Source organism: Aliiroseovarius sp. CAU 1755, assembly GCF_054482655.1.
On record NZ_JBTLRH010000002.1, the window covers coordinates 913,498 to 939,750 of the forward strand.

The 26,253-nt window shown below is 58.8% G+C and carries 26 protein-coding genes; 16 read left to right on the forward strand and 10 right to left on the reverse strand.

Annotation, left to right across the window (positions count from 1 at the left end; translation table 11 throughout):
- Positions 1-8: 8 nt before the first annotated feature.
- The gene (locus ACXYMP_RS11530) at positions 9-1,562 is read right to left on the reverse strand and encodes a trimethylamine methyltransferase family protein (protein WP_298568996.1); all 1,554 of its coding nucleotides are present in this window, start codon (positions 1,560-1,562) and stop codon (positions 9-11) included.
- 84 nt (positions 1,563-1,646) lie between these two features.
- Here ACXYMP_RS11530 and ACXYMP_RS11535 point away from each other — a divergent pair, with 84 nt between their 5' ends.
- From ACXYMP_RS11535 to ACXYMP_RS11545, 3 genes are all read left to right on the forward strand, one after another.
- Positions 1,647-2,264: a TetR/AcrR family transcriptional regulator gene (locus tag ACXYMP_RS11535; protein ID WP_298569494.1), complete on the forward strand. Its 618-nt coding sequence runs from the start codon at positions 1,647-1,649 to the stop codon at positions 2,262-2,264.
- Between the two features lie 163 nt (positions 2,265-2,427).
- Positions 2,428-5,634 (forward strand): 2Fe-2S iron-sulfur cluster-binding protein, encoded by a 3,207-nt coding sequence (locus ACXYMP_RS11540; RefSeq protein ID WP_458906410.1) that lies wholly within the window; start codon positions 2,428-2,430, stop codon positions 5,632-5,634.
- Between the two features lie 46 nt (positions 5,635-5,680).
- Positions 5,681-6,154 carry a GNAT family N-acetyltransferase gene (locus ACXYMP_RS11545; RefSeq protein ID WP_298568993.1) on the forward strand — a complete coding sequence of 158 codons (474 nt, stop codon included), beginning with the start codon at positions 5,681-5,683 and terminating at the stop codon, positions 6,152-6,154.
- Positions 6,155-6,177: 23 nt separating this feature from the next.
- Here the strand turns inward: ACXYMP_RS11545 and ACXYMP_RS11550 are convergent, their stop codons facing one another.
- The 3 genes from ACXYMP_RS11550 to ACXYMP_RS11560 are packed head-to-tail and all read right to left on the reverse strand — an operon-like array spanning position 6,178 to position 9,706.
- Positions 6,178-7,566: a sensor histidine kinase gene (locus tag ACXYMP_RS11550; RefSeq protein ID WP_458906412.1), complete on the reverse strand. Its 1,389-nt coding sequence runs from the start codon at positions 7,564-7,566 to the stop codon at positions 6,178-6,180.
- A gap of 24 nt (positions 7,567-7,590) precedes the next feature.
- The gene (locus ACXYMP_RS11555; RefSeq protein WP_458906414.1) at positions 7,591-8,961 is read right to left on the reverse strand and encodes a dihydrolipoyl dehydrogenase family protein; all 1,371 of its coding nucleotides are present in this window, start codon (positions 8,959-8,961) and stop codon (positions 7,591-7,593) included.
- 1 nt (position 8,962) lies between these two features.
- Positions 8,963-9,706: a TVP38/TMEM64 family protein gene (locus tag ACXYMP_RS11560; protein ID WP_458906524.1), complete on the reverse strand. Its 744-nt coding sequence runs from the start codon at positions 9,704-9,706 to the stop codon at positions 8,963-8,965.
- A 260-nt stretch (positions 9,707-9,966) separates the two neighbouring features.
- On the opposite strand from ACXYMP_RS11560, the gene rpmH reads away from it, so the two are divergent.
- From rpmH to yidD, 3 genes are all read left to right on the forward strand, one after another.
- Entirely contained in the window at positions 9,967-10,101 is a 135-nt protein-coding gene (rpmH, locus tag ACXYMP_RS11565; RefSeq protein WP_248367959.1) for a 50S ribosomal protein L34, read from the forward strand.
- Positions 10,102-10,199: 98 nt separating this feature from the next.
- The gene (gene rnpA, locus ACXYMP_RS11570) at positions 10,200-10,559 is read left to right on the forward strand and encodes a ribonuclease P protein component (protein ID WP_458906417.1); all 360 of its coding nucleotides are present in this window, start codon (positions 10,200-10,202) and stop codon (positions 10,557-10,559) included.
- Positions 10,556-10,810 carry a membrane protein insertion efficiency factor YidD gene (gene yidD / locus ACXYMP_RS11575; protein WP_298568983.1) on the forward strand — a complete coding sequence of 85 codons (255 nt, stop codon included), beginning with the start codon at positions 10,556-10,558 and terminating at the stop codon, positions 10,808-10,810. The genes rnpA and yidD overlap by 4 nt, the downstream gene beginning before the upstream one ends.
- A gap of 321 nt (positions 10,811-11,131) precedes the next feature.
- Here the strand turns inward: yidD and ACXYMP_RS11580 are convergent, their stop codons facing one another.
- Complete coding sequence (locus ACXYMP_RS11580) at positions 11,132-11,296, reverse strand: hypothetical protein (protein ID WP_458906419.1); 165 nt, start codon at positions 11,294-11,296, stop codon at positions 11,132-11,134.
- A 204-nt stretch (positions 11,297-11,500) separates the two neighbouring features.
- Between ACXYMP_RS11580 and ACXYMP_RS11585 the strand changes: the two genes are divergently transcribed.
- The 6 genes from ACXYMP_RS11585 (at position 11,501) to yihA (ending at position 17,676) form a co-directional block, all read left to right on the forward strand.
- Positions 11,501-11,731 (forward strand): hypothetical protein, encoded by a 231-nt coding sequence (locus ACXYMP_RS11585; RefSeq protein ID WP_298568979.1) that lies wholly within the window; start codon positions 11,501-11,503, stop codon positions 11,729-11,731.
- 141 nt (positions 11,732-11,872) lie between these two features.
- Positions 11,873-12,718 carry a tRNA 2-thiocytidine(32) synthetase TtcA gene (ttcA, locus tag ACXYMP_RS11590; RefSeq protein ID WP_298569488.1) on the forward strand — a complete coding sequence of 282 codons (846 nt, stop codon included), beginning with the start codon at positions 11,873-11,875 and terminating at the stop codon, positions 12,716-12,718.
- A 110-nt stretch (positions 12,719-12,828) separates the two neighbouring features.
- Positions 12,829-14,361: a putative bifunctional diguanylate cyclase/phosphodiesterase gene (locus tag ACXYMP_RS11595; protein WP_458906422.1), complete on the forward strand. Its 1,533-nt coding sequence runs from the start codon at positions 12,829-12,831 to the stop codon at positions 14,359-14,361.
- Positions 14,362-14,468: 107 nt separating this feature from the next.
- Entirely contained in the window at positions 14,469-16,274 is a 1,806-nt protein-coding gene (gene yidC, locus ACXYMP_RS11600; protein WP_458906424.1) for a membrane protein insertase YidC, read from the forward strand.
- Positions 16,274-17,026, forward strand: coding sequence for an MOSC domain-containing protein (locus tag ACXYMP_RS11605; RefSeq protein ID WP_458906426.1), 753 nt, complete (start codon positions 16,274-16,276; stop codon positions 17,024-17,026). The genes yidC and ACXYMP_RS11605 overlap by 1 nt, the downstream gene beginning before the upstream one ends.
- Positions 17,023-17,676: a ribosome biogenesis GTP-binding protein YihA/YsxC gene (gene yihA, locus ACXYMP_RS11610; RefSeq protein ID WP_458906428.1), complete on the forward strand. Its 654-nt coding sequence runs from the start codon at positions 17,023-17,025 to the stop codon at positions 17,674-17,676. Before ACXYMP_RS11605 ends, yihA begins: the two co-directional genes overlap by 4 nt.
- A 12-nt stretch (positions 17,677-17,688) precedes the next feature.
- Here the strand turns inward: yihA and ACXYMP_RS11615 are convergent, their stop codons facing one another.
- The gene (locus tag ACXYMP_RS11615; protein WP_458906526.1) at positions 17,689-18,432 is read right to left on the reverse strand and encodes an SDR family NAD(P)-dependent oxidoreductase; all 744 of its coding nucleotides are present in this window, start codon (positions 18,430-18,432) and stop codon (positions 17,689-17,691) included.
- Positions 18,433-18,540: 108 nt separating this feature from the next.
- On the opposite strand from ACXYMP_RS11615, the gene argB reads away from it, so the two are divergent.
- The 4 genes from argB to ACXYMP_RS11635 all read left to right on the forward strand — a co-directional run bounded on the left by argB (position 18,541) and on the right by ACXYMP_RS11635 (position 21,386).
- The gene (gene argB / locus ACXYMP_RS11620; RefSeq protein WP_298568969.1) at positions 18,541-19,401 is read left to right on the forward strand and encodes an acetylglutamate kinase; all 861 of its coding nucleotides are present in this window, start codon (positions 18,541-18,543) and stop codon (positions 19,399-19,401) included.
- 67 nt (positions 19,402-19,468) lie between these two features.
- Entirely contained in the window at positions 19,469-20,263 is a 795-nt protein-coding gene (locus tag ACXYMP_RS11625; RefSeq protein WP_458906430.1) for a sterol desaturase family protein, read from the forward strand.
- Entirely contained in the window at positions 20,200-20,886 is a 687-nt protein-coding gene (locus ACXYMP_RS11630) for a ferredoxin (protein WP_458906432.1), read from the forward strand. Before ACXYMP_RS11625 ends, ACXYMP_RS11630 begins: the two co-directional genes overlap by 64 nt.
- On the forward strand, positions 20,883-21,386 hold the full coding sequence (locus ACXYMP_RS11635; protein ID WP_458906434.1) for a SixA phosphatase family protein: 504 nt from the start codon (positions 20,883-20,885) through the stop codon (positions 21,384-21,386). Before ACXYMP_RS11630 ends, ACXYMP_RS11635 begins: the two co-directional genes overlap by 4 nt.
- Positions 21,387-21,477: 91 nt before the next feature.
- Here ACXYMP_RS11635 and ACXYMP_RS11640 read toward each other — a convergent pair whose 3' ends face one another.
- The 4 genes from ACXYMP_RS11640 to ACXYMP_RS11655 form a co-directional block, all read right to left on the reverse strand.
- Positions 21,478-22,263 carry an amino acid ABC transporter ATP-binding protein gene (locus ACXYMP_RS11640; RefSeq protein ID WP_298568961.1) on the reverse strand — a complete coding sequence of 262 codons (786 nt, stop codon included), beginning with the start codon at positions 22,261-22,263 and terminating at the stop codon, positions 21,478-21,480.
- Positions 22,264-22,274: 11 nt separating this feature from the next.
- Complete coding sequence (locus tag ACXYMP_RS11645) at positions 22,275-23,753, reverse strand: amino acid ABC transporter permease (RefSeq protein WP_298568959.1); 1,479 nt, start codon at positions 23,751-23,753, stop codon at positions 22,275-22,277.
- A 1-nt stretch (position 23,754) separates the two neighbouring features.
- A complete protein-coding gene (locus ACXYMP_RS11650) occupies positions 23,755-25,017 on the reverse strand; it encodes an amino acid ABC transporter permease (RefSeq protein ID WP_298568957.1) in 1,263 nt (420 codons plus the stop codon).
- Positions 25,018-25,137: 120 nt separating this feature from the next.
- Positions 25,138-26,157 carry an amino acid ABC transporter substrate-binding protein gene (locus tag ACXYMP_RS11655; RefSeq protein ID WP_298568956.1) on the reverse strand — a complete coding sequence of 340 codons (1,020 nt, stop codon included), beginning with the start codon at positions 26,155-26,157 and terminating at the stop codon, positions 25,138-25,140.
- Positions 26,158-26,253 lie beyond the last annotated feature (96 nt).

Below are 26,253 nucleotides of genomic sequence, written 5' to 3' on the forward strand. Positions count from 1 at the left end.
ACCAAGCATCAATACCAAGCATCGTCCATGGACGCTTTTTTGCGGGCTATGAATTCTTTCAGGGCATCGTCAACGGCGGCGTCGATGGGCGGCGCCTCATAGGCCGCCAGTTGGGCCTTCCAGCGCAAATTGGCACGAGCGGCCATATCAACCTCGCCCTGCTCATCCCACGTTTCCCATGGTTGATGGTCGTCCAAGGCACTGTCGTAATAGGCGGTTTTGTAGTGGCGCATCGTGTGGGCGGTTGAGAACAGATGCTCGCCCGGCCCCTTTTCGGCCAGCGCGTCGAAGCCCAAAGTATCCTCGTTCACCGCCACCCCGTCCAGATAGGAATGAAGCGCGCCGCACAGATCGAGGTCGAGCATGAATTTCTCGTAAGACATCGACAGAAGCCCATCGAGGAACCCTGCTGAATGCAGCAGGTAATTCGCGCCGCAATGGATGGCCGACATCATCGACATCATGGCTTGCTGCATCGCCTGCGCATCCGGCAGTTTCGAGGTCGAGAAGTTGCCTGCACAGCGCAGGGGCAGGTTCAGACGACGCGCAAGTTGGCCAAAGACCAGACTGCCCACCGCTGCCTCGGACGTTCCAAATGTGGGCGAGCCGGATCGCAATGACATGGAGCTTAGGAAACTTGCCAAGACCACTGGCGCGCCGGGGCGTTCAAGCTGGGCGATTGCGCAAGACACCATGCTTTCGGCCAAACACTGCGCCGCCGATCCCGCCATGGTTAGGGGTGACACCGCGCCACCAAGCAGGAAAGGCAAGTGAATCGACCCCTGCCCCGCCTTCGCATATTCGCGAATACCCTGCGAGGTCACACCGTCGATCACCAGAGGGCTGGTCGTGTTGAAATTGCCCATGATCACGCAGTTCTGGTCCACGAAATCTGCCCCAAACAGGATGCGGCACATCTCGACGCTATCAGCGGCACGTTCAGACGCGGTGATCGACCCAAGGAAGGGCCGGTCGGAATACCGCATGTGGGAATAGACCATATCCAGATGGCGCTTGTTCACCGGGATGTCGGTCGGCTCGCACACTGTGCCGCCAGAATGGTGCAGCCAAGGGCTCATTTGGCCCAACTTCACGAAATTCTGGAAGTCCTCAAGCGTGCCGTATCGCCGCCCCCGGTCCAGATCCATCACGAAGGGGCTGCCATAGGACGGGGCGAACACCACGTTGTCACCGCCGATTTGCACATTGTTGGCTGGGTTGCGCGCGTGCTGGGTGAATTCGGCCGGCGCTGTTTTCAATATCTCGCGGATCATGCCGGGGGCGAATTTGATGTTCCACCGTGTCGGGTCCAATTCGGTGACCTGCCCGCCTGCTTTGCGAAACATCTCGACCGTTTCCGGGTCGTCGCGAAACTCGATTCCGATCTCGGCCAGGATCCGGTCGGCGGTTGCCTCGATCTGCGCAAGCGCATCATCGCCCAGAATGTCGTAGGTGGGGATGCCCCGCTTGATGAACGGGCGTTCCAGATGCGGGTTCTGGCCCGGCTGACCATCACGCGGTTCACGGGGGCTGCGACGCCGTCGCTGTATCGTTTGGTTCATCGCAATCTCCCATTTGCGAGTCACTCTTCTGACATATCTGTCATCACGTTTGACACTTGTGTCAAGTTTTCTAATATGGCCAGCATGAACAAGATGGCCCCCACCCGCCCGCGCGCCTCGGACCAGATGTGGCTGGATGCAGCATTGGACCTATTGGTCGAAGCCGGTGTGGACGCCGTAAAAGTCATGCCGTTGGCGAAAAAGCTGGGCCTGACCCGCACCGGATTCTATCACCATTTTCGCGATCGAGAGGCCTTGCTGGACGCAATGATCGCGCGGTGGGAAGATAAGAATACCGGAAACTTGATCGCCCGGTGCGAGGCGTATGCTGAGACGATTTGCGAGGCGATGTTCAACTTGCAAGATTGCTGGGTGGACCGCAGCCTTTTTGATGCGCCTTTGGACAACGCAATCCGCAACTGGGCCCGAACGGATCCCGATCTAAAACAGCGGCTGGATCATGCAGATCATCGCCGAAAATCCGCGATCGCCGCGATGTTCCAGCGGTTCGGATATACCAAGGATGACGCCGACATACGCACCATGGCGATCCTGTATACTCAGGCCGGATACATCGCGATGGAGATCGAGGAGGATCCCGCCAGCCGGATCGGTCGTATCCCCGCCTATGTCGAGCTGTTCACCGGGCAAGCGCCAACTAAGAACGAGGCAGACCGCTTTCGCGCCAGATACGGTTACTGAATCCAATCTGGGCTGGCGCCATCCTGCAGTCCATGCTCAACTGATCAGGTCGTGATTAGACCAGATGCGGAGCAAACCATAATGATCCCTCACCAAACATCCTTTTGGTCGGCGTCCTCTTTGTTGTTGCCGCAGCAAATCCCGGCTTTGGACCCGGCCTGAGATGCGGCTTTTCTCGACCCGGAAACGCCCCGTTCATTTGGGGCCCTATCCCTTGGAACGCCTTGTCAGGCAGACCGAGATGCCCGATATGTCGCGCCTTTTACCCGCAGACCCCGTTTCATTTGAACGTGCGGAACACCCCGAAAGCATCGTGAATGCGATGGCCCCCTATCAGGCCGCACTGGACGCCACCCGCGATGGCGAGGTCAATTCGGCCCGCGCCACCATTCCCGATGACCTTGGCGAACGGAGCCGCCATCTAAAGGCTTTCGGGTATTTCTCGGACGCCTCTATGGTCGCCATCGCACCCCTGACCGACGCAGACAGGCTTGCGACTCCACTTGAAAATGACGACATCGCGGATTTGGTTGCATCGCTGGCCACCCGCGAGGTGCGCACCCTTGCGGCAGGGATCGACACCCTGATGGCCGAGCTAAGCGACAGCCTTAATGCCCCGCACCGCCCCATCACCACGCACAGCCACGCCATCGTTTTTCTGTATGAGCACCACCGCGACCCGAAGCCCGATGAGCCCGGCGCGACCTGGATCAAGGACGCACAGGACCAACGCGCCTGTTTGCTTGGCGCCGAAACGGCGGTAGTCATCGCCAACTACATTCGACTTCTTGGCTTTGATGCCAAGGCGCATACCGGCACCGCACGCGATGTTGACCTGAACCGGCTGGCCATCGCGGCAGGGCTAGCGACGCCCGAAGATGATACCATCATTGCGCCCTGGCTTGGCACGCGGTTTGGTCTGGCCGCCGTGACGACCGACCTGGCGCTGGCGAACGACCGACCACTGGCGCCTATGAACCAGCAGCCATGGCACAAAACCCACGGTCCAGCGTGGTGGCTGGGGGTTGGTTCGGCAAAATCCGCGCTGAACCGCGACCCATTTGCAAAGCGCGACTATGCCATGGGCGCGCACCCGTTCGAACGCTTAAAGCGCGTCGACACACCAACAACCTATATTGACGAACCTAACGTCGCCCGCGTGCCCAAACGTGCTGACATGTTTGCGCGGGCGCAATTCGGCGACATGGGCAAGAAGCTCCAGCAAAGCGCGGCAGGCGGTCATTATGTGCGAAAAGCGGCGCCCAGCTATGCGCAACGCCGCACCTTGGGTGTGCTGACACCCCTGCAGGATGGGCCGATCAACCACATCACGCCACGCCCTGCGGACCCGGTCGCAAACGCCGCCGCACTGAAAGCGGCCAGCTATTTTCTTGGCATTGACGCGGTCGGAACCAGCCGCTGCCCGGACTGGACATGGTATAGCCACGACGCCACAGGTGCCGAAATCGTGCCCCTGCACGACCAAGCCATCTCGATGATTGTCGATCAGGGGTTTGAAACGATGGAGGGCGCGTCGGGCGATGACTGGATCGCCGTCAGCCAATCCATGCGCGCCTATCTGCGGTTCTCGCTGCTTGGTGGGGTGATCGCGCAGCAGATCCGCAACCTTGGGTATTCCGCGAAAGCGCATACCGTGATGGACGGGACCGTTCTGCAACCTCCCTTGCTGCTTTTGGCCGGGCTGGGCGAGGTTAGCCGGATTGGCGAAGTGATCCTGAACCCATATCTTGGCCCGCGCCTGAAGTCGGGCGTGGTGACGACGGACATGCCGATGGCGCATGACAAACCCATCGACTTCGGCCTTCAGCGATTTTGCGAAGCCTGCAACAAATGCGCGCGGGAATGTCCGTCAGGTGCGATCACCGCTGGGCCGAAACTGATGTTCAACGGCTATGAGATCTGGAAATCGGACAGCCAGAAATGCACGACCTATCGCGTCACACAACCCGGCGGCGCGATGTGTGGGCGCTGCATGAAAACATGTCCTTGGAACCTTGAGGGGCTGTTTGCCCAAGCACCGTTCCGGTGGGCCGCGTCAAACCTGCCGGGGGCCGCGCCAGTGTTGGCCAAGCTGGACGACGCGGTTGGGAACGGTGGTCTGAACGATACCAAGAAATGGTGGTGGGATCTGAAGCTAGGTGAGGACGGCGGGTATCATCCGACGGACGACCCGGTGAACCGCCGCGACCTCGACCGCGATCTGGATTTGAAATACGCAGACCAAACATTGGCGGTCTATCCCGCGCCTCTGGCCCCACCGCCCTATCCATATCCCTTTCCGATGGATCGTGAGGCGGGCATTGCGGCGTATCAGGCACTGCACAGCGCCGACGACTATCGCGCACGACTTGCAGCCGGTGATCCGTCGATCATTCACCGCTACACAATTGCCGACGAAGCCCCTGTGTTGCAGCTTGTCGTCAATCGGGTCGCGCCGATGGCCAAAGGCATCACCAAATACGAGCTTACCGCGCTTGATGGCGCGCCCCTGCCGGAATGGACCGCCGGGGCGCATCTGGATGTGCTGGTCGCCCCTGATCTACTGAGGCAGTATTCCCTGTCCGGAAATCCCGCGGACCGCATGACCTATCAGATCGGTGTGCTGCGTGAAGCTGACGGGCGCGGAGGGTCCGCCCTGCTGCACCGAATTTTCACCGAAGGGCGCAAGGTGTTCGTCGCCAAGCCGATCAACCACTTTGAGCTGGACGAAAGCGCCACCAAAACCTTTCTGTTGGGCGGCGGCATCGGCATCACACCCATGATCGCCTTTGCCCACCGCCTGCACGCCATCGGTGCAGACTTCACGCTGCATTACTCGGCCAGCCGTCGCGCGGATGCGGGGTTTCTGGATGATCTTGCGGCTATGCCATGGGCTGACCGGGTGCACCTTCATTTCTCGGACGAAGGCACGCGGGCGGATTTCGATGCCATCCTGTCAGGCGCACCCGATAGCGCCCATGTGTATTGCTGCGGGGCAGACCGTTACATGACCGCAGCTATGGACGCAGCCTCTCGGCAGGGCATTCCTGAAGCCGCGCAGCATCTGGAGTATTTCAACCCACCCGAGCAACCTGACTATGAAAACCATCCTTTTACGCTGACCTTGAAAGATGGGCGCAGAGTTGCGGTCTCTGAGGATGAAAGCGCCGCTGATGCGCTGAACGCGGCCGGTATCCATGTGGATGTGAAATGCTCTGACGGGATTTGTGGAGTCTGCAAATGCGGTGTGCTTTCGGGCGCGGTCGAACATCGTGACTTCGTTCTGTCAAACGCCCAGCGCAAAACTGAAATGATCCTGTGCCAAAGTCGGGCCGCAGATCCGGACGGCGAGATCGCAATCGACCTGTAGCAAGCACCGCGGCGAAGCCAGGGAACAGTCAGATGGGAATGGGCAGATGAAGACCAGACGGGCAAAGACGGACGACGCGGCAGAAATCAGTTCGTTTTTGAAAGAACTGGCGGACCTAGGGAAACGTCAAAGGCCATGGGATGAAGCATTCGTTCGTGAGCATTACATAAGCAATCCCGATGGCATCCAGTGCAGCGTGGTGGTGGAAGACGATGGCACGATCCTTGGATTGCAAGCGCTGTCACGTGCGGCGGAGGGTAATTCCTACGATGTCACACCCGGTTGGGGCATCATCGGAACCCATGTCAAACCAAGTGCTGCCCGGCGGGGCGTTGGCAAAGCCCTGTTCGCTGCAAGCACCACGGCGGCACAGGATGCGGGCATCAGGCATATTGACGCGACCATCGGTGCCACGAACGCCGAAGGTCTGGCCTATTATGAAGCGATGGGGTTTCGAACTTACAGAACGCCGGACGGGGCGGTCTGCAAGGTATTTGACGTGCCATTGCCCACTGCCTGACGCATCCTTAACCCAGACCTTACTTATTCGGCGTGGGCGACCTCTTTCGGCAGGGTCAGAAGGAAGGTGGTGCCCTTGGGGCCGGTGTGTTCCAGCACCAGCGTGCCACCATGGCCGCGCGCGAGCTCGGCCGCAATGGCCAGCCCAAGGCCTGACCCACCCTTGCGGCTGGTGCCTGAGAAAGGTTGAAACAGGTGTTCTTGCGTCGTGACTGGCAGGCCCGGCCCGGTATCCACGACACGGATCAACCAGTCGTCTGCGGTTTCGGCTGCCTGCACGGCGATCTCGCCTGGTTTGCCGCTTGTTTCGATGGCTTGACGAGCGTTGCGCACAAGGTTCGACAAGACGCGGTAAAGCTGTTCGGCGTCGGCGCGCAAGGTCAGGCCGGTGGGAATGTCTTCTGCAAACGAAATGTCGTGATCCCCTGCCGAAAGGCGTTCGCTGTCAAGGATATCGGCAGCCAGTTCGGCCAGTGCGACCCTGCTCATCGTCGGTGCTGCTTCTTCGGCCTTACCGAAGGCCAGCGTGTTTTCACACAGGCTGACGGCGCGGTGGATCGAATTCACCAGCTTTGGGCCAATGCGTTTGACGGTCGGATCTTCGCTGGTCTCCATCCGATCCGCAAAAAGCTGCGCGGTGGTCAGGATATTGCGCAAGTCGTGACTGATCCGCGCCACGGCCCCGCCAAGTTGCGCCAGACGCTCTTTCTGTTTCAAAGCGCCGGTCAGGTCGGTTTGCAGGCTGCGTAGCGCAAGTTCGGCTTCGCGCAATTCGGTCACGCGGGTCTCGGGTTGGATGATCCGACGCGCATCTTCGGGGTCGGCGGCATAGTCTTTCATGTTGCTGACAACCGCCTTGATCGGACGCACCATCAGCCTTTGCACCGCCAGAAACAAAAGCCCCGCCGTGATCACCGAAATCACCGCCGACAGATACAGAATGTTCAGGCCATAGTCGATCATTGCCGAACGCAACTTGCCTGTCATCATCGTGATCTCGATCACCAGCCCACCTGCACGCACCGGGTCGCCAATCACGCGGATCACCTCGGGTTCGGGGCTGAACAGTCGGGCCATGGCGTCACGCACTAGGCTGATCGGCGTGGCCGAGCGCAGATCAAAGCTTTTGTCGACCGGTTCCGGCATGGGCGAAGACAACATCAACTCGCGCACCTCGTCGCGGCGCAGCACCACGTTATAGACCTCGGCGTTTTCCAGCAGTTCGGCTTCCAGTTCCGGGGCGATCATGTCGTCGGCCAGCAGCACAAGGGATGCGATTTGCGCGCGTTCCAACCGGGTTCGCAGGTAGTCTTCACGAAAGCGCGCGACCGAGGGCACGAAGATCAACACTTCGGCCAGCATGACGAACAGTGTCGTCAAGATCAGGAAACGGCCTGAAAGAGTGTTCAACACGTCGCGCGCTCCACCTTTATGCCCTCACGGCAGGACTTTTTGCACCAGTCCGACAATCCGCTTAACCCAAGGGTTACCAAACAGTCGCGGCGAGAAATAGGCCCCTGCTGCGCGTTTGCTGACTTCCGCCATCGTGGGGTATGGCGCGACCATGGCGGCAATCTGGCTCATCTTCAGGTTATTGGCCAAGGCCAGCGCCCAAAGATTGATCATTTCGCCCGCCCCCGACCCAACGATCGACACCCCCACGGGCCGCCCTTTGACCACCATCACTTTAATCAGCCCGTTGGCTTGCTGCGTCGCGATCGCGCGGTCATTGCCAGCGAAATCAAAGCGTGCGACTTCGACCTTGTCGCCATGTTCCTCATGCGCCTGTGCCTCGGTCAGACCAATTTGCGCCATTTCAGGTGAGGTGTAGGTGGCCCACGGGATATGATCCGTGCGGGATTTTGACGGCAACCCAAACAGCATTGACCGGATGATCACGCTAGCATGATAGCCCGCCACATGGGTAAACTGCAGCCCACCCGCCACGTCGCCAATGGCATAGACGCTGCGGTTGGTGGTGCGCAATCCCGCATCCACTTTGATGCCAGCACGCGTCGGCTCTACCCCTGCGGCCTCCAGATCTAGCTTGTCGGTGTTGGCTTTACGCCCCACCGCAACCAGCAGGTGCGAGCCTTTGAAGGCGCGCCCGTCTTTGACCTCGACCTCAATCGCACCGACCTTGCCACGAACCTCAGCGGCCAGCGCCTCTTCTTCAATGGCGATGCCTTCGTCTCGCAGAGCATCTAGCACCTGCGCGGCCATTTCCGGGTCGTCATTGCCCAGCGCCTTCGCACCTTCGATCACCGTCACCTCACAGCCCAGCCGCCGATGCGCCTGTGCCATTTCCATGCCAATCGGACCGCCGCCGATGATCAGCAGGTGCTTGGGCTGTTCTTTCAAATCAAAAAGGGTCTCGTTCGTTAGGTACGGCACCTTGTCCAGCCCCGGAATGGGCGGCACCAAGGGCGACGATCCGGTGGCAATCACGAAGCGGCGCGCCTCGATTATATGGTCGCCCGCTTCGACCTCGGTTGGCGAAGTAAAACGGCCATAGTCCTGAATGACCCGCACGCCCAGCCCTTCGAACCGCTCAACCGAGTCGTGCGGTTCAATAGTCGCGATGGTCTGGCGCACATGGGCGTGGGCGTCGTCCCAGCCCATTCCCGATTGTGCCGCGTGCAGCAGCGCCTTTGATGGCACGCAGCCAAAGTTCAGGCAGTCGCCGCCCATTTTGTGGCCTTCCAAGAGCACCACAGACGCCCCCATCTGGATCGCGCCTGATGCCACCGACAAACCACCTGATCCGCCCCCGATGACGCAAACATCAACCTTGATACGTTCGGCCATTTCAGGCTCCCTTTTTGAAACGCTTCAGCACCATGGGAAGGGCGGCAAGCGCGGCCAGTCCCAAGATGGGCAGAAGGATGTGAGGCTCAAAGATGACGCCAAGATCGGGGGTTTCGCCACGGGCAAAAACCTCGCCCAACCCAGCGCCGACCGAGGTGTAGACCAAACCGCCCGGAATGATCCCAAAGAAGGTCGAGATCAGGAACCGGTGTAGCGGCACGCCGACCAGCGCGGGGATCAGGTTGGCCACAAAGAATGGCACAGCCGGCACAAGGCGTATCAGGAACAGGACGGACCACTGGTTTTCGTCGATCCCGTCCTTGATCGCTTTCACCTTGCCCTCGCTGGTTTCCATCTTGGCGGCGAGTTTTTCACCCAAACCCCAACGGGCGGCCAGAAAGATGATCGTGGCCCCGATGGTGGCAGCCGTGACGTTGAACAACACGCCGGGGAAGGTCGAGAACAGAAAGCCTCCGGTAAGTGTCGCGATCGTCGCGCCGGGCAGTGAAAAGCCGACAATGACCACATAGGCCGCAATGAACGCCAGCACCGTCATCAGGTAGTTTGCATCGCGAAACGCCAAAAGCGCCTCGCGGTTTTCGGCCAGCGTTTCAAAGCTGAGGTAGTCACGCAGCGTAAATGCGCCAACCGCGGCAACGACAACAATCGCGATCAGCGGAAGACGGCGCAGGATTGGGCTTTGGGTCTTTTTCGCGGTTTCCGAATTGGGCTCGGTCATCATCATGGATCTTTCCAGTGCCGTCATGGCATAATAAGCTGGGTAGCATGTTGGTCTCGCTGCAAGATGAGCGCAAATGCGCCCCTTGCCCACCCACATCACGCGTGCTTGAACGGGGCTGACGAAAACGTTCCCGCCTGTAACAAAAGGCGTAAAAATAATGCATCGGGCATTTGACTTGCCCTCGAATGCCGCCTATAGACCGGGCTTCGAATAACACACGCTCCGAATCCACCGGGATTGGGACGCAAATACGGAGACGGGCGATGAAACGCACCTACCAACCTTCGAACCTGGTTCGCAAACGCCGCCACGGCTTCCGTGCGCGCATGGCTACTGTTGCTGGCCGCAAGATTCTGAACGCGCGCCGTGCACGCGGTCGGAAGTCGCTGAGCGCATAAGCCGTCGGGTCGCAGTCATGTCTGCGCCCAAAGCTGACACATCGAAAACCGCCGGGACCGAAGGGTCTGCGGCGGTTTCCGTTTGCGCGGGGAAACCAATGATCGCAACGCTGACCGAGCGGCGCGATTTTCTGGCCGCCGCGCGCGCGCGCCGCGCCCCTGCGCCTGCTTTTCTGTTGCAGGCCCGCCGCCGCCGCGAAGGCGAAAAAGCACCCGCCGACCAAACCCGAGTCGGCTACACCTGCTCCAAGAAGGTCGGGAACGCTGTGGCCCGCAACCATGCCAAGCGGCGGCTGCGCGCCATCGCGCGCGACGTGCTGCCCACCTTTGGCAAACCGGGCTGGGACTATGTGCTGATCGGTCGCGCGGAAAAAACCGCAAGCCGCAGCTATGTTGATATGAAAGCGGATCTTGTCCGCGCCCTGCAACAGATCCACGCCAAGCGCAAAAAGCCATGACCCCTGCTGCCTTCATTCTGTCTCTTCCCATCCGGGCGTATCGGATGATCTTCAGCCCTTGGGTTGGCTTTAACTGTCGCTATCAACCAACCTGTAGCGCCTATGCGCTTGAGGCATTGCAGAAACATGGGGCGATCAAAGGTGGCTGGCTGGCGGCCAAGCGCATAGCGCGCTGCAACCCTTGGGGGTCATGCGGCTTTGACCCGGTGCCTGACAATCGAACGGATTGCAGTCACGACCACCGGCACTGATCGGGCTGTGACTGTCAGGCCACAACTCGTGGCGCAACGGCCACCGACGTTGATTTCCAAGCTGATTGCGCTATAAGCCCCTCACCCGCAACGCTTGAGCAAGAAGGAGGCGTTTCATGACAGATACCAGCGCTTATCACCTTGCCTGTGCCTTTGCGGTGCTTTGGGGCAGCCACGCTTCGTGACCTTCGTGTCGCGACGCTGACCACCCCTCTCCATCGCCTGTAGTCAGGCAATCTCGCACCCCAAATCTCGGTTCTTCGTGACGCTCCTACTGCGTCTGCGACTTCGCCGCTTTCAGGGGTTTCAAAAACCACAACTTCAAAAAAGAGGGCCGGTGTTCGCATCGGTATCCAACCCATGATGGACTCGAATTTCCATTCTGAGCCGCTTCGGCTCAACGATCTCGTCGGCGAGCTTGTCACACATCACGGCGCTTGGCGTGTCTTGCGTGTGCTGGTCGCGCACCTTGCCACTCGGCGCCATCGGCGACCGCGCGTGGACCACATGTCAGACCACCTGCGTCGCGACGTAGGGCTTGCGCCCGGCCGCCCTCCGCCAGGGCTGCGCGATCCGCGGCTGTGATCCTTCGGGCCGTCCAAAGCGCCTGCAGCGGACGGCCCAAATTACGCCTTGACCTAAAGTTTACTTGAGGTCCGAGGATCGTAAAAAATCGCCAGGAGACCCCGTATGACATATGTTTTGACACTGCCCCCGCGCAGTCGGCACCGCAAAAGGCTGCAATCCACCCTGATTGGTTTGATCGAACGCCACGGCCGCTGGCGTGTGATCCGGGCAGCCCTGTTTGCGCGCCCGTCGCAAAAGCTGCGCTACGAGGATCTGACACCGCATATGCGCCGAGATCTGAACCTGCTGGATGCGCCCCAGTCTTTGCCGTCCCAGCGACAGCATTTTCTGTGACGCCATGGGTTCGAATCAGATCACGCTGAATGTCACCGATTTCAACGCAGGTCCCGACAGGCGTTTCCCCCCGTGGCGCATCGACCCAACGCCCGACGCCTGACCCTTGCCCGGCCACCCGTTTTCCCCTATGCCGCGCCTATGTTGGACGATCTCGACGATATTCACCCGCTGTTTCACGGCGCGCCCTCGACCACCGAGTTCAAGAAGCTGCGCAAGCGGATCATTCGCAATGTCCGCGAGGCAGTGGACCAATACGGTATGGTTGAACGCGGGGCGAAATGGCTGGTCTGCCTATCCGGCGGCAAGGACAGCTACACGATGCTCGCCGCGCTTTACGAGCTGAAGTGGCGCGGCATTTTGCCCGTCGAACTGTTGGCCTGCAATCTTGATCAGGGACAACCAGGCTTTCCAGCCACTGTCTTGCCGGAATTTCTGAAAAAGATGAAAGTGCCCAACCGGATCGAATACGAAGACACCTATTCGATCGTCATGGATAAGATCCCGCAAGGTCGGACGTTTTGTTCGCTGTGTTCGCGGCTGCGGCGCGGCAATCTGTATCGCATCGCCCGCGAAGAGGGATGTTCAGCCGTGGTTCTGGGCCATCATCGCGACGATATCCTCGAGACATTCTTCATGAACCTGTTTCACGGCGGGCGCCTTGCGACCATGCCGCCCAAACTGGTGAACGAAGAAGGGGATCTGTTCGTCTACCGCCCCCTTGCCCATGTGGCAGAGGTCGACTGCGAAAAGTTTGCCACACAGATGAATTATCCGATTATTCCCTGTGACTTGTGCGGTTCGCAAGACGGGTTGCAACGTCAACAGGTCAAGAAAATCCTCGACGGGTGGGAGGCAAACTTTCCCGGCCGCCGCCAGATCATGTTCAGATCCCTGATGAACACCCGGCCCAGTCATTTGCTGGACGCACAGCTGTTCGATTTCGCGGGGCTCGCCCGACCAAACGCTGCAAATACAGAAAATTAGCAGCAGTTTTCTCGATCCCGTTAACGGCTGATTGACCAAACGTTCCTAGTTTGTCCCTGACGGGAAAAGCGGGCGCCTTAGCGGTGGCCAACACAGCAAGGGAACATAATATGGCTGCCAAATGGGATCAGTCCTCTGCGAAAAGACACCTGCGGGCACTTTTAACGGCCCCGCATCTGGCCGCGTTCTTACCGGCCGTGATGTTTGGTGCCTATTGGTATGGTGGCGAAAACCTGATGCTTCTAATCGCCATCCTGTTTCCCGGGTTGCTGGCGCTTGCTGGCTCGCTGACGCGCACACCGCCAGTTGACGCGCGGGCAAGTGATGCCATTACCGGGCTGCCCATGAAGGGCAAGCTTCTTGAATATCTTGATCGCGGTTTCACGTCGGATGCCGAATTTGAAAAATCCTGCCTTCTGCTTGAGGTCGACGACCTTTCCGAACTGGCGCAGCAAATGGGGCACGCCGCGCGCGATCTGGTTCTGGAAACTTTGGCTGACCGCATACGGTCTGCATTGCGGCGCGACGACCTTGTTTGCTTTCTTGGCGATGGCACCTTCGGTATTGCCATCGATAAACACCAGCGCGCTGATCTGGAAGCCACCCTTCAGCTTGCCGGACGGCTGCAAACTGCTGTCAGCGACCCGATTATGGTTGATAACGCGCGCGTCCATCTTTCGGCATGCATTGGGTTTGTGCTTCCCTCGCGAGCGCCTGAGGCGACGGGCGAGGCGCTCTTTGCCGCCGCTCAGGGTGCCCTGATTGCAGCTCAGGCTGCCGGCCCGGGTAGCATTCGCGCCTTTTCCAACGGAATGCCAGGCCGATCTGCGCGGTCTGACCACACAAATGCCGACCTTGTCCAGGCGCTGGATTCGGGTCAGATCCGCCCATGGTTTCAACCCCAGATCAGCACCGATACCGGTCAACTTACCGGGGTTGAGGCGTTGGCACGCTGGCAGCACCCCAGCCTCGGCCTAATTGCCCCGGGCGCATTCCTGCCCGCCCTCGCCAAGGCTGGCTTGCTGGAGCGGCTTGGCGAAGTCATGCTTTTTGGCGCTCTCAAAGCGCTACAGGATTGGGACAAGCGTGAACTAGGGGTCCCGTCGGTTGCCTTGAACCTGTCTACGGACGAGTTGAACAATCCGAAACTATTTGAAAAAATTCGTTGGGAACTGGATCGGTTCGAAATGCCCGCAAACCGTCTGACTTGCGAAATACTTGAAAACGTCATCGCTGACGGTGACGACGAAGTCGTGACCCACAATATTGCGTCGCTCAGACGCTTGGGCTGCAACATCGACCTGGATGACTTCGGAACCGGTCATGCATCGATTGCGAACATTCGCCGTTTCGACATCAACCGGATCAAGATAGACCGCTCGTTTGTCACCCATGTAGATACTGACAGGGACCAACAAAGCATGGTCGCAGCGGTGCTGACCATGGCAGAGCAACTTGGTGTTGGCACGGTCGCCGAAGGCGTCGAAAGCCATGGCGAACATGCAATTCTGGCGCAGCTTGGTTGCGATCATGTTCAGGGATTTTCCATTGCCAAGCCAATGCCAGCCGAAAGCCTTGCCAGTTGGATTGAAAGCCACCAGACTCAAACTCCTGCTATTTCGTCCCTTCCTCGGCGGGCATAGCACTTCGTTCAGCCCAATGTTTCATAGCCGCGACGCTTAAAACTGCTTGACCTTTCGCCCCCTGCCCTGTTGAACCAGCCTGACCGAAATCTACAGTGGTGGGCCCAATGGACGACCAGAACAAGAACCTGATCCTCGCAACAGTGTTGAGCTTCCTTGTCATCACTGGCTGGATGATCTTGTTCCCACCTGCGGAACCCGTTGGCGAAACGGGTGCAGCGGTGACGGAACAGGCCGCGGGCCAAGGTCAACTGGCGCCAGCGGCACCAGTGCCGCCAAGCGCCGCAACCACCACCGACGTGACGCAACAACAAGCAAATGTCGGCCGGATCAAAATTGACACACCCGAGCTTTCTGGGTCGATTTCACTGCTTGGTGGCCGTCTGGATGATCTGAAACTCAAAGACTATCATGTCGAGCTCTCGAAGGAGAGCGACATCGTGACACTGTTGCGCCCAACCGGCGAACCCGAGGCATATTACGCCCTTTACGGTTGGACTCCCGGCGGCCAGACGGCGCTTGAAGATGTGCCCGGGCCCTCGACCATATGGACCGTAGAAAAGGGCGTAAAACTGACGCCCGAAACGCCCGTCACACTGCGCTGGGACAACAACAGTGGGCTTATCTTCCGGCGCTCCATCTCGGTTGATGAGAATTTCATGTTTACCATCAATCAGTCGGTTGAAAACGCCAGCGACAAAACGCATCGCATGGCACCCTATGGTGTTCTGGCCCGTCACGGTGAACCCACGACTCTGAAAGGGTTCTTCATTCTGCACGAAGGCGTGGTGCGCCAGGTCGATGCCGAATTGGAGGAAACTGATTATTCTGACCTCACCGATCTGTCTTATGACGAACGCGAAGGCGCGCGCGCAAGCGTGAGCCAGGTCGAGGAAAACGGCTGGATCGGTTTCACAGATCACTATTGGATGACGACCCTGATCCCTGAACCGGGCCAAGCGTTCACCTCGGTCGTTCGCTATGCTGACAATGCTGACATCTACCAGACCCAAATCCGGATGCCCACGCAAGACGTTGCGCCGGGTGCGTCGGCCAGCGTTGAAACACGATTGTTTGCCGGCGCCAAGGAATGGGAGACCATCCGCGCTTACCAAAACGATGAAGGAATCTATCGCTTCATCGACTCGATCGACTGGGGCTGGTTCTTCTTCCTGACGAAGCCGATTTTCGCCGTGCTGCACTGGCTGAATGGTGTCATCGGCAATATGGGCTGGGCCATCATCGGCCTCACCTTGGTGATCAAGGCGGTTCTATTCCCGCTCGCCTACAAATCCTATGTCTCGATGGCGAAGATGAAAGAGCTTCAGCCCGAGATGGAAAAGATCAAGGAACGCGCAGGCGACGATCGCGCGAAAGTTCAGCAGGAAATGATGGAGCTTTACAAGAGCGAGAAAGTTAACCCCGCCTCTGGTTGTCTTCCGATCCTGCTGCAAATCCCGATCTTCTTTTCGCTCTACAAGGTGATCTTCGTAACGCTGGAACTGCGTCACGCGCCTTGGATCGGCTGGATCAACGACCTTTCGGCGCCCGACCCCAGCTCGATCCTGAACTTGTTCGGCCTGCTGCCCTACGCCCCTCCGGGTCCGGAAAGCCTGCTTGCGATCCTGTCGCTCGGCGTCTTGCCGATTATTCTTGGTATCTCGATGTGGCTACAGCAGAAGCTGAACCCGGCACCCACCGATGCGACACAAGCGATGATCTTCGCGTGGATGCCGTGGGTGTTCATGTTCATGTTGGGTCAATTTGCCTCGGGCCTTGTGGTTTACTGGATTGCGAACAACACGATCACGTTCATTCAGCAATACACAATCATGCGCAGCCATGGGCACAAGCCTGACGTGTTGGGCAATGTGTTGAAGACCTTCAAGCGCAAGTCGAAGGACGCGAGTTAATGGCGCACGTCGCCGAAATATGGCGACATCCGATCAAGTCGCATGGGCGAGAAGCGCTGTTGAACGTGATGTTGAGGGCGGGCGAATGCCTGCCCTACGACCGTCATTGGGCCGTGGCACATGAAGCCGCAAAGCTGCGCGATCCGGGCCAATGGGCTCCATGCGCGAACTTCTCGCGCGGATCAAAGGCCCCTTTGCTGATGGCACTGACTGCCAGCTTTGATCCCGCCAGCAACACGGTCACTCTGACCCATCCGCACCAACCCGGCATCACGATCAACCCGGACCTGCCCGATGACAACGCGCGGTTTCTTGAGTGGATCACGCCCCTTTGTCCGCCCGACCGGGCAGCACCTGCGCGCATCGTAAAGGCGGATCGCGGCATGACGGACACGGATTTCCCCTCGATCTCTCTGATCAATCTGGCGTCGCACAAAGCGGTAGAAGCGCATCTGAACCAAGAGCTTTCACCGCTGCGCTGGCGCGGAAATTTGCAGCTTTCAGGACTTGATGCGTGGGACGAAAAGAGCTGGGTCGGCAAACACATTCGGGTCGGCGAGGCCGAGATGGAAATACGCGAAGAAATCACACGTTGTCTTGCGACCACTGCGAACACCCGCACAGGTGAACGTGACGCCGATACTTTGGGGGCTTTGAAGCAGGGCTGGGGACATCAGGAATTCGGCGTTTACGGCTACGTCACCAAACCCGGCATTGTGCATGTCGATAGCCGGGTTAAGGTGATTTCATGACCCAACTTCCATTCCCCTTAGCAGAAGAACCCGATCAGCAAGAGCGTGAGGCCGGTCGGCTATTGTTTGCCGCCGAGACTGATTTCGTCAAAGGTGTCGTCGCAATGGACGGTCTGCCCGCCCCGGACCGGATTGAAGTCTGTTTTGCAGGGCGGTCGAATGTTGGGAAGTCTAGCCTGATCAACGCCCTGACGGGCCGTAAGGGACTCGCACGCGCGTCAAACACGCCGGGCCGGACGCAAGAGATTAACTTCTTCACGACGACCAACGGCCCCTATCTGGTGGACCTTCCCGGCTATGGTTATGCCAACGCACCGGTAAAGGTGGTCGAGAAATGGCAGCGGCTGCTTAAATCTTACCTCTCGGGGCGCCAAAACCTGCGCCGCGCCTTCGTTTTGATCGACGCCCGCCACGGCGTGAAACCTGTGGACGATGAGATCATGTCGCTTTTGGACAAATCCGCTGTGACATTTCAGGCGGTTCTGACAAAGGCTGATAAGGTCAAGGAAAAAGACCGCGAGAAGATGCTGACGCAAGTGCGAAGCGCACTGTCCAAACACCCGGCGGCCTTTCCGGAAATGGTGCTGACATCCTCGGAAAAAGGCCTGGGCATCGAGACATTGCGCGCCATCATCGCGTCGCTGGACTAACCAAACGCGGGCCTACACGTGCTGGGCGCCATTCACCTCGATCTCGGTTCCCGAGATATACGAGCTGTCATTCGAACACAGGAAATAGATCGCGGCGGCGACTTCCTCGGGCTGACCGAGGCGGCGCATTGGCAGTTTCTCGACAATTTTTTCGGTTCCCGGCGACAAGATCGAGGTTTCGACCTCTCCGGGCGCAATCGCATTGACCCGAACACCCAGCGGCCCGAAATCATGCGCCATTTCACGGGTCAGCGCGGCAAGCGCCGCTTTTGAGGTCGCATAGGCCGCGCCAGCAAATGGGTGGACGCGCACGCCTGCGATTGACGTCACATTCACCACAGCCCCTTTGGCCGCCGCCAGTTCGTCTTTCAACCCCCGCGCCAGAACCACGGATGCAAAGAAGTTTACATGGAACACCTTGCCCCAATCCATCAGGTCGGTGTTCAGCGTGCTCAGCCGCTCTCCATTCGGCCCCTTCGGAGAAATACCGGCGTTGTTGACCAGCGCATCGAGGCGTCCATCCAGTTTATCTTGAATGACCCCAACAGCATTAATCGTATCTGTGGGGTCGGACAGGTCCACTTGCACGTGATCTTCACCAGCACCGCCCCAGGGACATTCTTCAGGGATCGCGTGGCGCGAACAGGTAATGACCCGCCAGCCTTCAAGATTGAACCGGCGCACGGTTGCATGGCCGATACCGCGGCTTGCACCAGTCAGAAGAAGGGTCTTTTGTCGCTCGGCCATGATCACCATTCCTGTCGGTTGGGTTCGCCGCAACCCTAGCAGCACGCGGGCCGGGCGCAATGCCCCTTGGCAGCGGGTTGCCGACGCTCTAACACGGGGTGGCACGAGGAATAAAAGATGAAGACGCAAGAAATGAACCGCGACTGGATCGCCACCGCCCGCACTCTTTCCCAGGCCCTGCCCTATTTGCAGCGCTATGCCGGGGCCACTGTTGTCATCAAGTTTGGCGGCAATGCCATGGGCGATGACGAGGCGATGGCGAGCTTTGCGCGCGACATTGTCCTGATGCGTCAGGTGGGCGTGATGCCTGTGGTCGTGCATGGCGGCGGGCCGATGATCAACTCCATGCTGGATCGGTTGCAGATCAAAAGCGAGTTTGTGAACGGCAAGCGCGTGACAGACGCCGCCACCGTGGAAGTGGTCGAAATGGTGCTGTCGGGCAGCGTCAACAAGCGGATCGTGCAGGCGATCAACGCAGAAGGCGGCAAAGCCGTCGGGCTTTCGGGCAAGGACGCGAACCTTGTGATATGCGACCAGACCAACCCCGATCTGGGCTTTGTAGGCACGCCGGTCGATGTGGACGTGTCCGTTCTGCACGATCTGGCCACCACTGAAACCATACCGGTCATCGCCCCATTGGGGGCGGGCCGCAACGGTGAGACGTTCAACATCAACGGTGACACGATGGCCGGGGCAATCGCGGCTGGCCTGAAGGCGGACCGCTTGTTGCTTTTGACTGATGTCGAGGGCGTCAAGAACGCGGACGGAGAGGTTCTGACCGAACTGACGCCCACGCAAATTCGCGAGATGACGGCCGCGGGCGTGATTGCTGGGGGGATGATCCCCAAAACCGAAACCGCGCTTGCTGCGATTGACGGCGGCGTGCGGGCGGTGGTCATCCTTGATGGACGCGCGCCCAATGCCTGCCTGCTGGAACTTTACACCGATCACGGTGCAGGGTCGTTGATCCGCGCCTAGACGTCGCGGCACAATTCGTCGCGGGAATGTGTCTTGCGCTTGGGTGGGTAGTCCATAAATACGCTGTATGGAATATGAACTCATCCTTCGCCTTGGCACGTTTCTTAGCCTATTCGCGCTTTTCGCAACTATCGAGGCCAAAGTGCCGCGACGGCCGCGCACCCAACCAAGGCAGACGCGTTGGTTCACCAATTTGTCGATCATTGTTGTCGACACCCTGACCCTGCGCTTGATGAATGTTCTTCTGCCCTTGTTGGCCGTCGGTGCAGCTTTGGATGCTGCCGCCCAAGGCTGGGGGCTGTTCAACATGATCACGCTGTCCGTCTGGGTCGAGGTCATCGCCGCCATGGTGATCCTTGATCTTGCCATCTGGGCGCAGCACCTCGTCTTTCACAAAGTGCCTGTCTTGTGGCGCCTGCACCGCGTGCATCACGCCGACCGCGATTTCGACGTGACCACCGCGCTTAGGTTTCACCCGGTCGAGATTGCGGCCTCGATGATCATCAAGATCGGGGTTGTCTATCTGATCGGCGCACCCGCGCTTGGCGTGATCTTGTTTGAGGTCGTGTTGAACGGCTCGGCCATGTTCAACCACGCCAATATGCGTCTGCCGCTGGGTCTGGACCGCTGGCTAAGGCTGATCCTCGTCACCCCCGACATGCACCGCGTGCACCATTCCGTTCACCGGGACGAAACGGACAGCAACTATGGCTTCTGTCTGTCGATCTGGGATCGTATATTCAAGACATACACGGATCAGCCCCGCGACGGGCATGACGACATGGTGATCGGGCTGCAATGGCAAGACGACAATCCATCAAAACTGGGCTGGAGCCTGATGCTGCCGTTTCGCCGGAAATGACGCTGGAGCGGCTGGCGCGGAATGCGCGTGCCGTGCAGTTGGACGTGTTCGGCGTGTTGCATGATGGGCCGGATACGGTGGTTCTGTTGGGCCCGTATGAGCCCGGTTTCTGGACGACCTTCACCGCAAGCCCTGAATACGCCGATCAAGTCGCAGACCCGATGGATCATTGGTCCAAACGCACGATCGGGGACTTGGCAAACCGCTGGCGCGGGACTGCGGTCTTTCCATCCGAAGGACCACCCTATCCACCGTTTTTCGACTGGGCGTTGCGATCTGGTCGGGCGTGGCAATCCCCCGTGGCACTATTGGTTCATGATACGGCGGGGCTGTGGGTCAGCTATCGCGGCGCGGTAAGGGTGCCGGGCCATCTGACCTTGCCAGACGCGGTGGCACACCCCTGCGACGGGTGCGCTGCCCCGTGCCGCACTGCTTGCCCGGTGGATGCGTTAGGGGCGGCAGACTACGACGCTTCGGCCTGCATCACCCATCTGAACGGGCCCGACAGCGTTGATTGCATGGGGGAAGGATGCGCGGTTCGCCGCTCTTGCCCTGTCAGTCGGTCTTATGGCAGGTTGGCCGCTCAGTCTGCCTTCCATATGAAAGCATTTAACCCGACATGACACTGACACTGATCCTGACCCGACATGCGAAATCCAGCTGGGGCGATGCTGATCTGGAAGATCACGCCCGCCCGCTGAACAAGCGGGGACGCGCATCGGCCAAGGCGATCGGGCGTTGGCTGGTCAGCAAGGCGCTTTTCCCGGACACCGTGCTGTGTTCCGACGCCGAACGCACGCGCGAAACATGGGCGCTGATCGCTGACAAATTCGTTGGTGCGCCGAAGGCTACGTATCTTCGCGAGCTTTATTTGGCTGACCCGGACACGATGCTGGCGGCACTTAAGAAAGCAAAAAGCGAAACGGCGATGATGATTGCCCATAATCCGGGCTCGGCATATATGGCGCGTCGGCTTGCCTCCGAGCCTTTTGCCCACCCGAAATTCTTTCACTATCCGACCGCCGCGACAGCCGTAATCGAGTTTGACGTGGACAAATGGGAAGACGTGGATTGGGGCACAGGCCGGGTGGTCGACTTCGTTGTGCCGCGTGAATTGATTTAGCGACGACCCACACAGGCACGGCCCAACAGCGGGCAAAGAAAAAGCCCTGCCGGATGATGGCAGGGCTTTCGATTTTCTGACTTATCAAGGCTCAGAGGATCTGGCTCAGGAACAGTTTGGTGCGTTCGTTCTGTGGGTTGTTGAAGAACTCTTCCGGTTCGTTCTGTTCCACGATCTGACCCGCATCCATGAAGATCACGCGGTTGGCGACTTCCTTGGCGAAGCCCATTTCGTGGGTGACGCACAGCATGGTCATGCCTTCTTCGGCAAGCTCTACCATGGTTTCCAGCACCTCCTTGATCATCTCGGGGTCAAGTGCTGAGGTGGGTTCGTCAAACAGCATGATACGCGGCATCATGCACAGCGAGCGGGCGATGGCCACACGCTGCTGCTGCCCCCCCGACAACATGCCGGGATATTTCAGCGCCTGTTCCGGGATCTTCACCTTCTCAAGAAAATGCATCGCAATTTCTTCCGCCTCTTTGCGGGGCGTCTTGCGCACCCAGATCGGCGCCAGCGTGCAGTTTTCCAGAATGGTCAGGTGCGGGAAAAGGTTGAAGTGCTGAAACACCATCCCCACTTCCGAACGCACCTTATCCACGTTCTTCAAGTCCGAGGTCAGCTCGGTTCCATCGACGATGATCTGCCCTTCCTGGTGCTCCTCCAACCGGTTGATGCAGCGGATCAGCGTCGATTTACCAGACCCTGATGGCCCCGCGATGACGATCCGTTCGCCTTGATAGACTTTCAGGTCGATGTCACGCAGCACGTGAAAGGCACCATACCACTTGTTCATGCCACGGATTTCGATGGCAACTTCGTCCGAGACTTCCATCTTGGAACGGTCGGCGTGGGTTTCGAGAGTAATAGACGACATAGGTCGCTCCTTTAACTATGGTCCGTGCGAAGTCGACGTTCGAGATACATCGAATAACGCGACATCGAGAAACAGAAGACGAAGAACATGAAGGCGATGAAGCCGTAAAGCTCCCACACCACCCCGTTCCAGTCCTGGTCTGCACGGATAGCATTTGACAGTCCCAACGGATCAAGCAGGCCGATGATCGACACCAGCACCGTGTCTTTGAACACGCCGATAAACGTCGACACGATCCCGGGGATCGAGATCTTCAGGGCTTGCGGCATGATGATCAGACGCTGAGCTTTCCAGTAGTCCAGCCCAAGCGCATCCGCGGCCTCGTATTGGCCTTTGGGAAGGGCCGCAAGCCCGCCCCGAACGACCTCGGCCATATAGGCTGCGGCGAACAGGGTCACCATGATCAGCACCCGTAGGATGATGTCAAAATTGGTGCCGGGTGGCAGGAAGATGTTCAAAAGCGTGGACGCCACGAACAGAAGCGTGATCAGCGGCACACCGCGAATGAACTCGATAAAGCCCACGCATAGCGCCTTGACGATCAACAGATCGGATTGACGCCCCAAGGCCAGAACGACGCCAATGGGCAACGAACAGGCAATGGCCACGACGCCGATGGTGATCGACAGCATGAAGCCCCCGAAATTTCGGCTTTCGACAGCCTCAAGCCCGATGGGGATGATGCTTTGCATAATGCTGGCAAAGCCACCTGTCAGAAACAGCCACCAGACCAGCGCTGCCAACACTGCGATGATCAACCCTGCAAGACTGCCAACGATAGGCGCAAGGAAGCGGTAGGCGAAGTAACCAACCACAAAACCCAGCGCGGCACCGACGGGCAACCAGATCGACCCACCCCACAGCAACCAAGGCGCGATGAAGGGGTAGATCGCCGAGAAGATGAAGGGGTTGGGCAGACGCTTGGCCCCTGATGCGATTTCGGCGGCACGATCCTCTTTCGACGTGGTGAAGGCCTTGAAGCCAACAAAGCCAGCCGCGCCAAGAAGCACCAGACCCGCGATGATACCCAATGCACCACCAAGATAGAGCCCCGCCAGACCAAGCACTACCAGCAGCAACACCCAGTTCATCCGACGCGAGATCATGTTGAACAGCACCGGGATCAGCGCCACGAACAAAAGCCCAAAGCCGACGATCGGGCGCCAACGCTCTGCTTCTGGATAGAAGCCGAACAATAGCTGCACCCAGCGTTCACGGATTACGCCCCAGCAGGCAGCACCATGACCGCCATCAGCGCCAAAAATCTCGCGACATTCATTCAGCGAACCGCTGTTCCAGGTCGGCGCGAAAATCCAAGGCAGAAGTGCGGACAGAATGTACCACAGGAAAATGAGCGACAGGATGGTCAGGATCGAGTTGCCAACTCCATTGAACAGATTGGCGCGGATCCAGCCGACAAACCCAATCTGCGATGCAGGTGGAGCGCGTTCAGGCAACATTTCAGAGCGAACGTAGGACATATCAGACATATCAGCGCTCCTTCAGCTTCACGGATTCATTGTACCAGTTCATCACCGCCGAAATCGTCAGCGAGATGGTCAGGTAGACCAGCATCAGCAACAAAACCGTTTCAAGCTCGCGGCCTGTCTGGTTCATCGTGATGCCACCCAAAGTGCCCGTGATGTCCATGTAACCCACGGCAATCGCCAGCGAGCTGTTCTTGGTGAGGTTCAGGTAATTCGAAATGAGCGGCGGGATGATCACCCGCAGCGCTTGGGGCAGAACCACAAGGCTCATGGTGCGGTTTGGACGCATGCCCAAGGCACTGGCGGCTTCGGTCTGTCCTTTTGACACGGCCAGAATACCAGACCGCACGATTTCGGCGATGAAGGCCCCGGTGTAAAGCGACAGCGCCAACCAAAGCGCAATAAGCGAGTTGCGCAGGTGCGTGCCGCCTTTGAAGTTGAAGCCCTTCAGCTCGGGATAGCCGAGGTAGAACCCCAAAACGGCCAGAACCAAAATGAACGGAACAACAATGGCGCCAAGGCGCAAGTGCCATGTGCGCGGGCGCTCACCCGTTGCCTCTTGAATAACATCGGCGCGACGTTTGATCAGCACTGAGGTCAGAATGCCCGCGATCAAAACTGCCAGAAGCGCCAGCAAGTCAAGGCTGACATCAAATCGCAGGGCAGAGGAGCCCAGAACGTGGATATCACCCAAGCTGCGCGAGAAAAGCGGCTCGGGGATATAAACACCCCGGTTCGTAATGGCCACAGTGTCCCACAGGGACATGCTGGCCTCGCCTTTGCGGAACGCGCTTGGTTGCGGCAGTGTTTCGATCAGCACCGCCATTATGAACACGATCCACAACAGAACCGGGACATTGCGGAAGCCTTCCACATACACAGCGGACAGGCGCGCGACGATCCAGTTTGGCGACAAGCGCAAAACGCCAATGATCACGCCGATGACTGTTGCAGCAATGCAGCCCATGGCTGCCACAAGAAGCGTGTTCAGAAGCCCCATAAGGGACGCGCGCAAGTGCGAATCCTGCGAATTGTAGTCGAGCAAGCGCTGATTGATGTCATAGCCCGAGGGTTCAAGCATAAAGCTGAAGCCGGGCTCTTTCCCAAGATCTGCAAGGTTTTGTGCTGTGTTGGACAGCAGCCAGCCGATCAGCATCAGAAAGCCAATCAACGCGACAATCTGAATGGTCATCGAGCGGTACCGGCTGTCATACAAAAGCATGGATAGCCGGAACTGGCCCTGATGAGGGTCGGTTGTAGTTGTCATAGAAGACGTCCCCGTTGCCCTTGGCTATTTTTATAAGACGGCGGCTTTTGCCGCGGTGCCAAGGTGCGTTCAGTTAGAAAGGAAAAGGGCGTGGATGAACCACGCCCTTCCCAATTGGTTTTACCGGAACGGCGGCGAGTAGATCAGACCGCCATCTGTCCACTGAGCGTTCAGGCCACGGGCCAGAGCGATCGGTGTGCTTTCGCCGATGTTCTTGGCGAAGACTTCACCGTAGTTACCGCCCGCCATGATGGCGCGCTTCGCCCAGTCAGCGTCAAGGCCGAGCATTTCGCCCAAGTTGCCTTCGGTGCCGAGGATCCGGTTGATTTCCGGGTTGTCGCCTGCAGCCGCCGACAGTTCGCCGATATTGGCCGAGGTGATGCCCATCTCTTCAGCCGAGATCAGCGCGTTCAGCGTCCAGCGAACGATGTCGCCCCACTCGTTGTCGCCGTGACGGACCAGCGGGCCCAGCGGCTCTTTCGAGATGATTTCAGGCAGAACGACGTGGTCCGACGGGTTTTCGAAGGTGGCGCGCGTTGCGGCCAGACCCGAAGCGTCGGTGGTGTAGGCGTCGCATGCACCAGCAAGATACTGCTGCTGACCTTCAGCGTTGGTTTCGATCGGCACGGGTTCGTAGCTGATGTTGTTTGCGCGGAAGAAGTCCGCCAGGTTCAGCTCGGTGGTGGTGCCGGTCTGGATGCAGACGGTTGCGCCGTCCAGATCCTTGGCCGAGCTTACGCCCATCTCTTTCGAGACAAGGAAGCCCTGGCCGTCATAGTAGTTCACGCCAATGAAGTCGAACTTCAGGTCGACATCGCGCGACAGCGTCCAAGTGGTGTTACGAGCCAGCATGTCAACCTCGCCCGAAGCAAGGGCGGTGAAGCGCGTTTTGCCGGTGGTCGGCACAAACTCGACTGCGTTGGCGTCGCCAAGCACTGCAGCTGCGACTGCGCGGCAAAAGTCAACGTCGAAACCTTCCCATTTGCCGTTTGCGTCCGGCGCGGCGAAGCCGACAAGACCGGTGGTCACACCGCAGTTCAGCTTGCCACGCGCCTTGACATCATCAAGGGTCGCCGCAGCCGATGCGCCAGCTGCCAAGCCAGCGACAGTCAGTGCGCCAAGAAAAACGGTTCTTTTCATGTTTACCTCTTCCTGAATATTTTACCCGCAGTTTCGGGTCATTAAGCAGCCGTTGTGACTGCGGTCATGTTTGCGAAAGGAAAGACCCCTCTCAAC

What these genes read in the sequence shown, in the direction of transcription:
- ACXYMP_RS11530 (WP_298568996.1), bottom strand. Translation starts at nt 1,562, where the DNA reads ATGAACCAAACGATACAGCGACGGCGTCGCAGCCCCCGTGAACCGCGT.
- ACXYMP_RS11535 (WP_298569494.1), top strand. Translation starts at nt 1,647, where the DNA reads ATGAACAAGATGGCCCCCACCCGCCCGCGCGCCTCGGACCAGATGTGG.
- ACXYMP_RS11540 (WP_458906410.1), top strand. Translation starts at nt 2,428, where the DNA reads ATGCGGCTTTTCTCGACCCGGAAACGCCCCGTTCATTTGGGGCCCTAT.
- ACXYMP_RS11545 (WP_298568993.1), top strand. Translation starts at nt 5,681, where the DNA reads ATGAAGACCAGACGGGCAAAGACGGACGACGCGGCAGAAATCAGTTCG.
- ACXYMP_RS11555 (WP_458906414.1), bottom strand. Translation starts at nt 8,961, where the DNA reads ATGGCCGAACGTATCAAGGTTGATGTTTGCGTCATCGGGGGCGGATCA.
- ACXYMP_RS11560 (WP_458906524.1), bottom strand. Translation starts at nt 9,706, where the DNA reads ATGATGATGACCGAGCCCAATTCGGAAACCGCGAAAAAGACCCAAAGC.
- rpmH (WP_248367959.1), top strand. Translation starts at nt 9,967, where the DNA reads ATGAAACGCACCTACCAACCTTCGAACCTGGTTCGCAAACGCCGCCAC.
- rnpA (WP_458906417.1), top strand. Translation starts at nt 10,200, where the DNA reads ATGATCGCAACGCTGACCGAGCGGCGCGATTTTCTGGCCGCCGCGCGC.
- yidD (WP_298568983.1), top strand. Translation starts at nt 10,556, where the DNA reads ATGACCCCTGCTGCCTTCATTCTGTCTCTTCCCATCCGGGCGTATCGG.
- ACXYMP_RS11580 (WP_458906419.1), bottom strand. Translation starts at nt 11,296, where the DNA reads ATGGCGCCGAGTGGCAAGGTGCGCGACCAGCACACGCAAGACACGCCA.
- ACXYMP_RS11585 (WP_298568979.1), top strand. Translation starts at nt 11,501, where the DNA reads ATGACATATGTTTTGACACTGCCCCCGCGCAGTCGGCACCGCAAAAGG.
- ttcA (WP_298569488.1), top strand. Translation starts at nt 11,873, where the DNA reads ATGTTGGACGATCTCGACGATATTCACCCGCTGTTTCACGGCGCGCCC.
- ACXYMP_RS11595 (WP_458906422.1), top strand. Translation starts at nt 12,829, where the DNA reads ATGGCTGCCAAATGGGATCAGTCCTCTGCGAAAAGACACCTGCGGGCA.
- yidC (WP_458906424.1), top strand. Translation starts at nt 14,469, where the DNA reads ATGGACGACCAGAACAAGAACCTGATCCTCGCAACAGTGTTGAGCTTC.
- ACXYMP_RS11605 (WP_458906426.1), top strand. Translation starts at nt 16,274, where the DNA reads ATGGCGCACGTCGCCGAAATATGGCGACATCCGATCAAGTCGCATGGG.
- yihA (WP_458906428.1), top strand. Translation starts at nt 17,023, where the DNA reads ATGACCCAACTTCCATTCCCCTTAGCAGAAGAACCCGATCAGCAAGAG.
- ACXYMP_RS11615 (WP_458906526.1), bottom strand. Translation starts at nt 18,432, where the DNA reads ATGGTGATCATGGCCGAGCGACAAAAGACCCTTCTTCTGACTGGTGCA.
- argB (WP_298568969.1), top strand. Translation starts at nt 18,541, where the DNA reads ATGAAGACGCAAGAAATGAACCGCGACTGGATCGCCACCGCCCGCACT.
- ACXYMP_RS11625 (WP_458906430.1), top strand. Translation starts at nt 19,469, where the DNA reads ATGGAATATGAACTCATCCTTCGCCTTGGCACGTTTCTTAGCCTATTC.
- ACXYMP_RS11630 (WP_458906432.1), top strand. Translation starts at nt 20,200, where the DNA reads ATGGCAAGACGACAATCCATCAAAACTGGGCTGGAGCCTGATGCTGCC.
- ACXYMP_RS11635 (WP_458906434.1), top strand. Translation starts at nt 20,883, where the DNA reads ATGACACTGACACTGATCCTGACCCGACATGCGAAATCCAGCTGGGGC.
- ACXYMP_RS11640 (WP_298568961.1), bottom strand. Translation starts at nt 22,263, where the DNA reads ATGTCGTCTATTACTCTCGAAACCCACGCCGACCGTTCCAAGATGGAA.
- ACXYMP_RS11645 (WP_298568959.1), bottom strand. Translation starts at nt 23,753, where the DNA reads ATGTCTGATATGTCCTACGTTCGCTCTGAAATGTTGCCTGAACGCGCT.
- ACXYMP_RS11650 (WP_298568957.1), bottom strand. Translation starts at nt 25,017, where the DNA reads ATGACAACTACAACCGACCCTCATCAGGGCCAGTTCCGGCTATCCATG.
- ACXYMP_RS11655 (WP_298568956.1), bottom strand. Translation starts at nt 26,157, where the DNA reads ATGAAAAGAACCGTTTTTCTTGGCGCACTGACTGTCGCTGGCTTGGCA.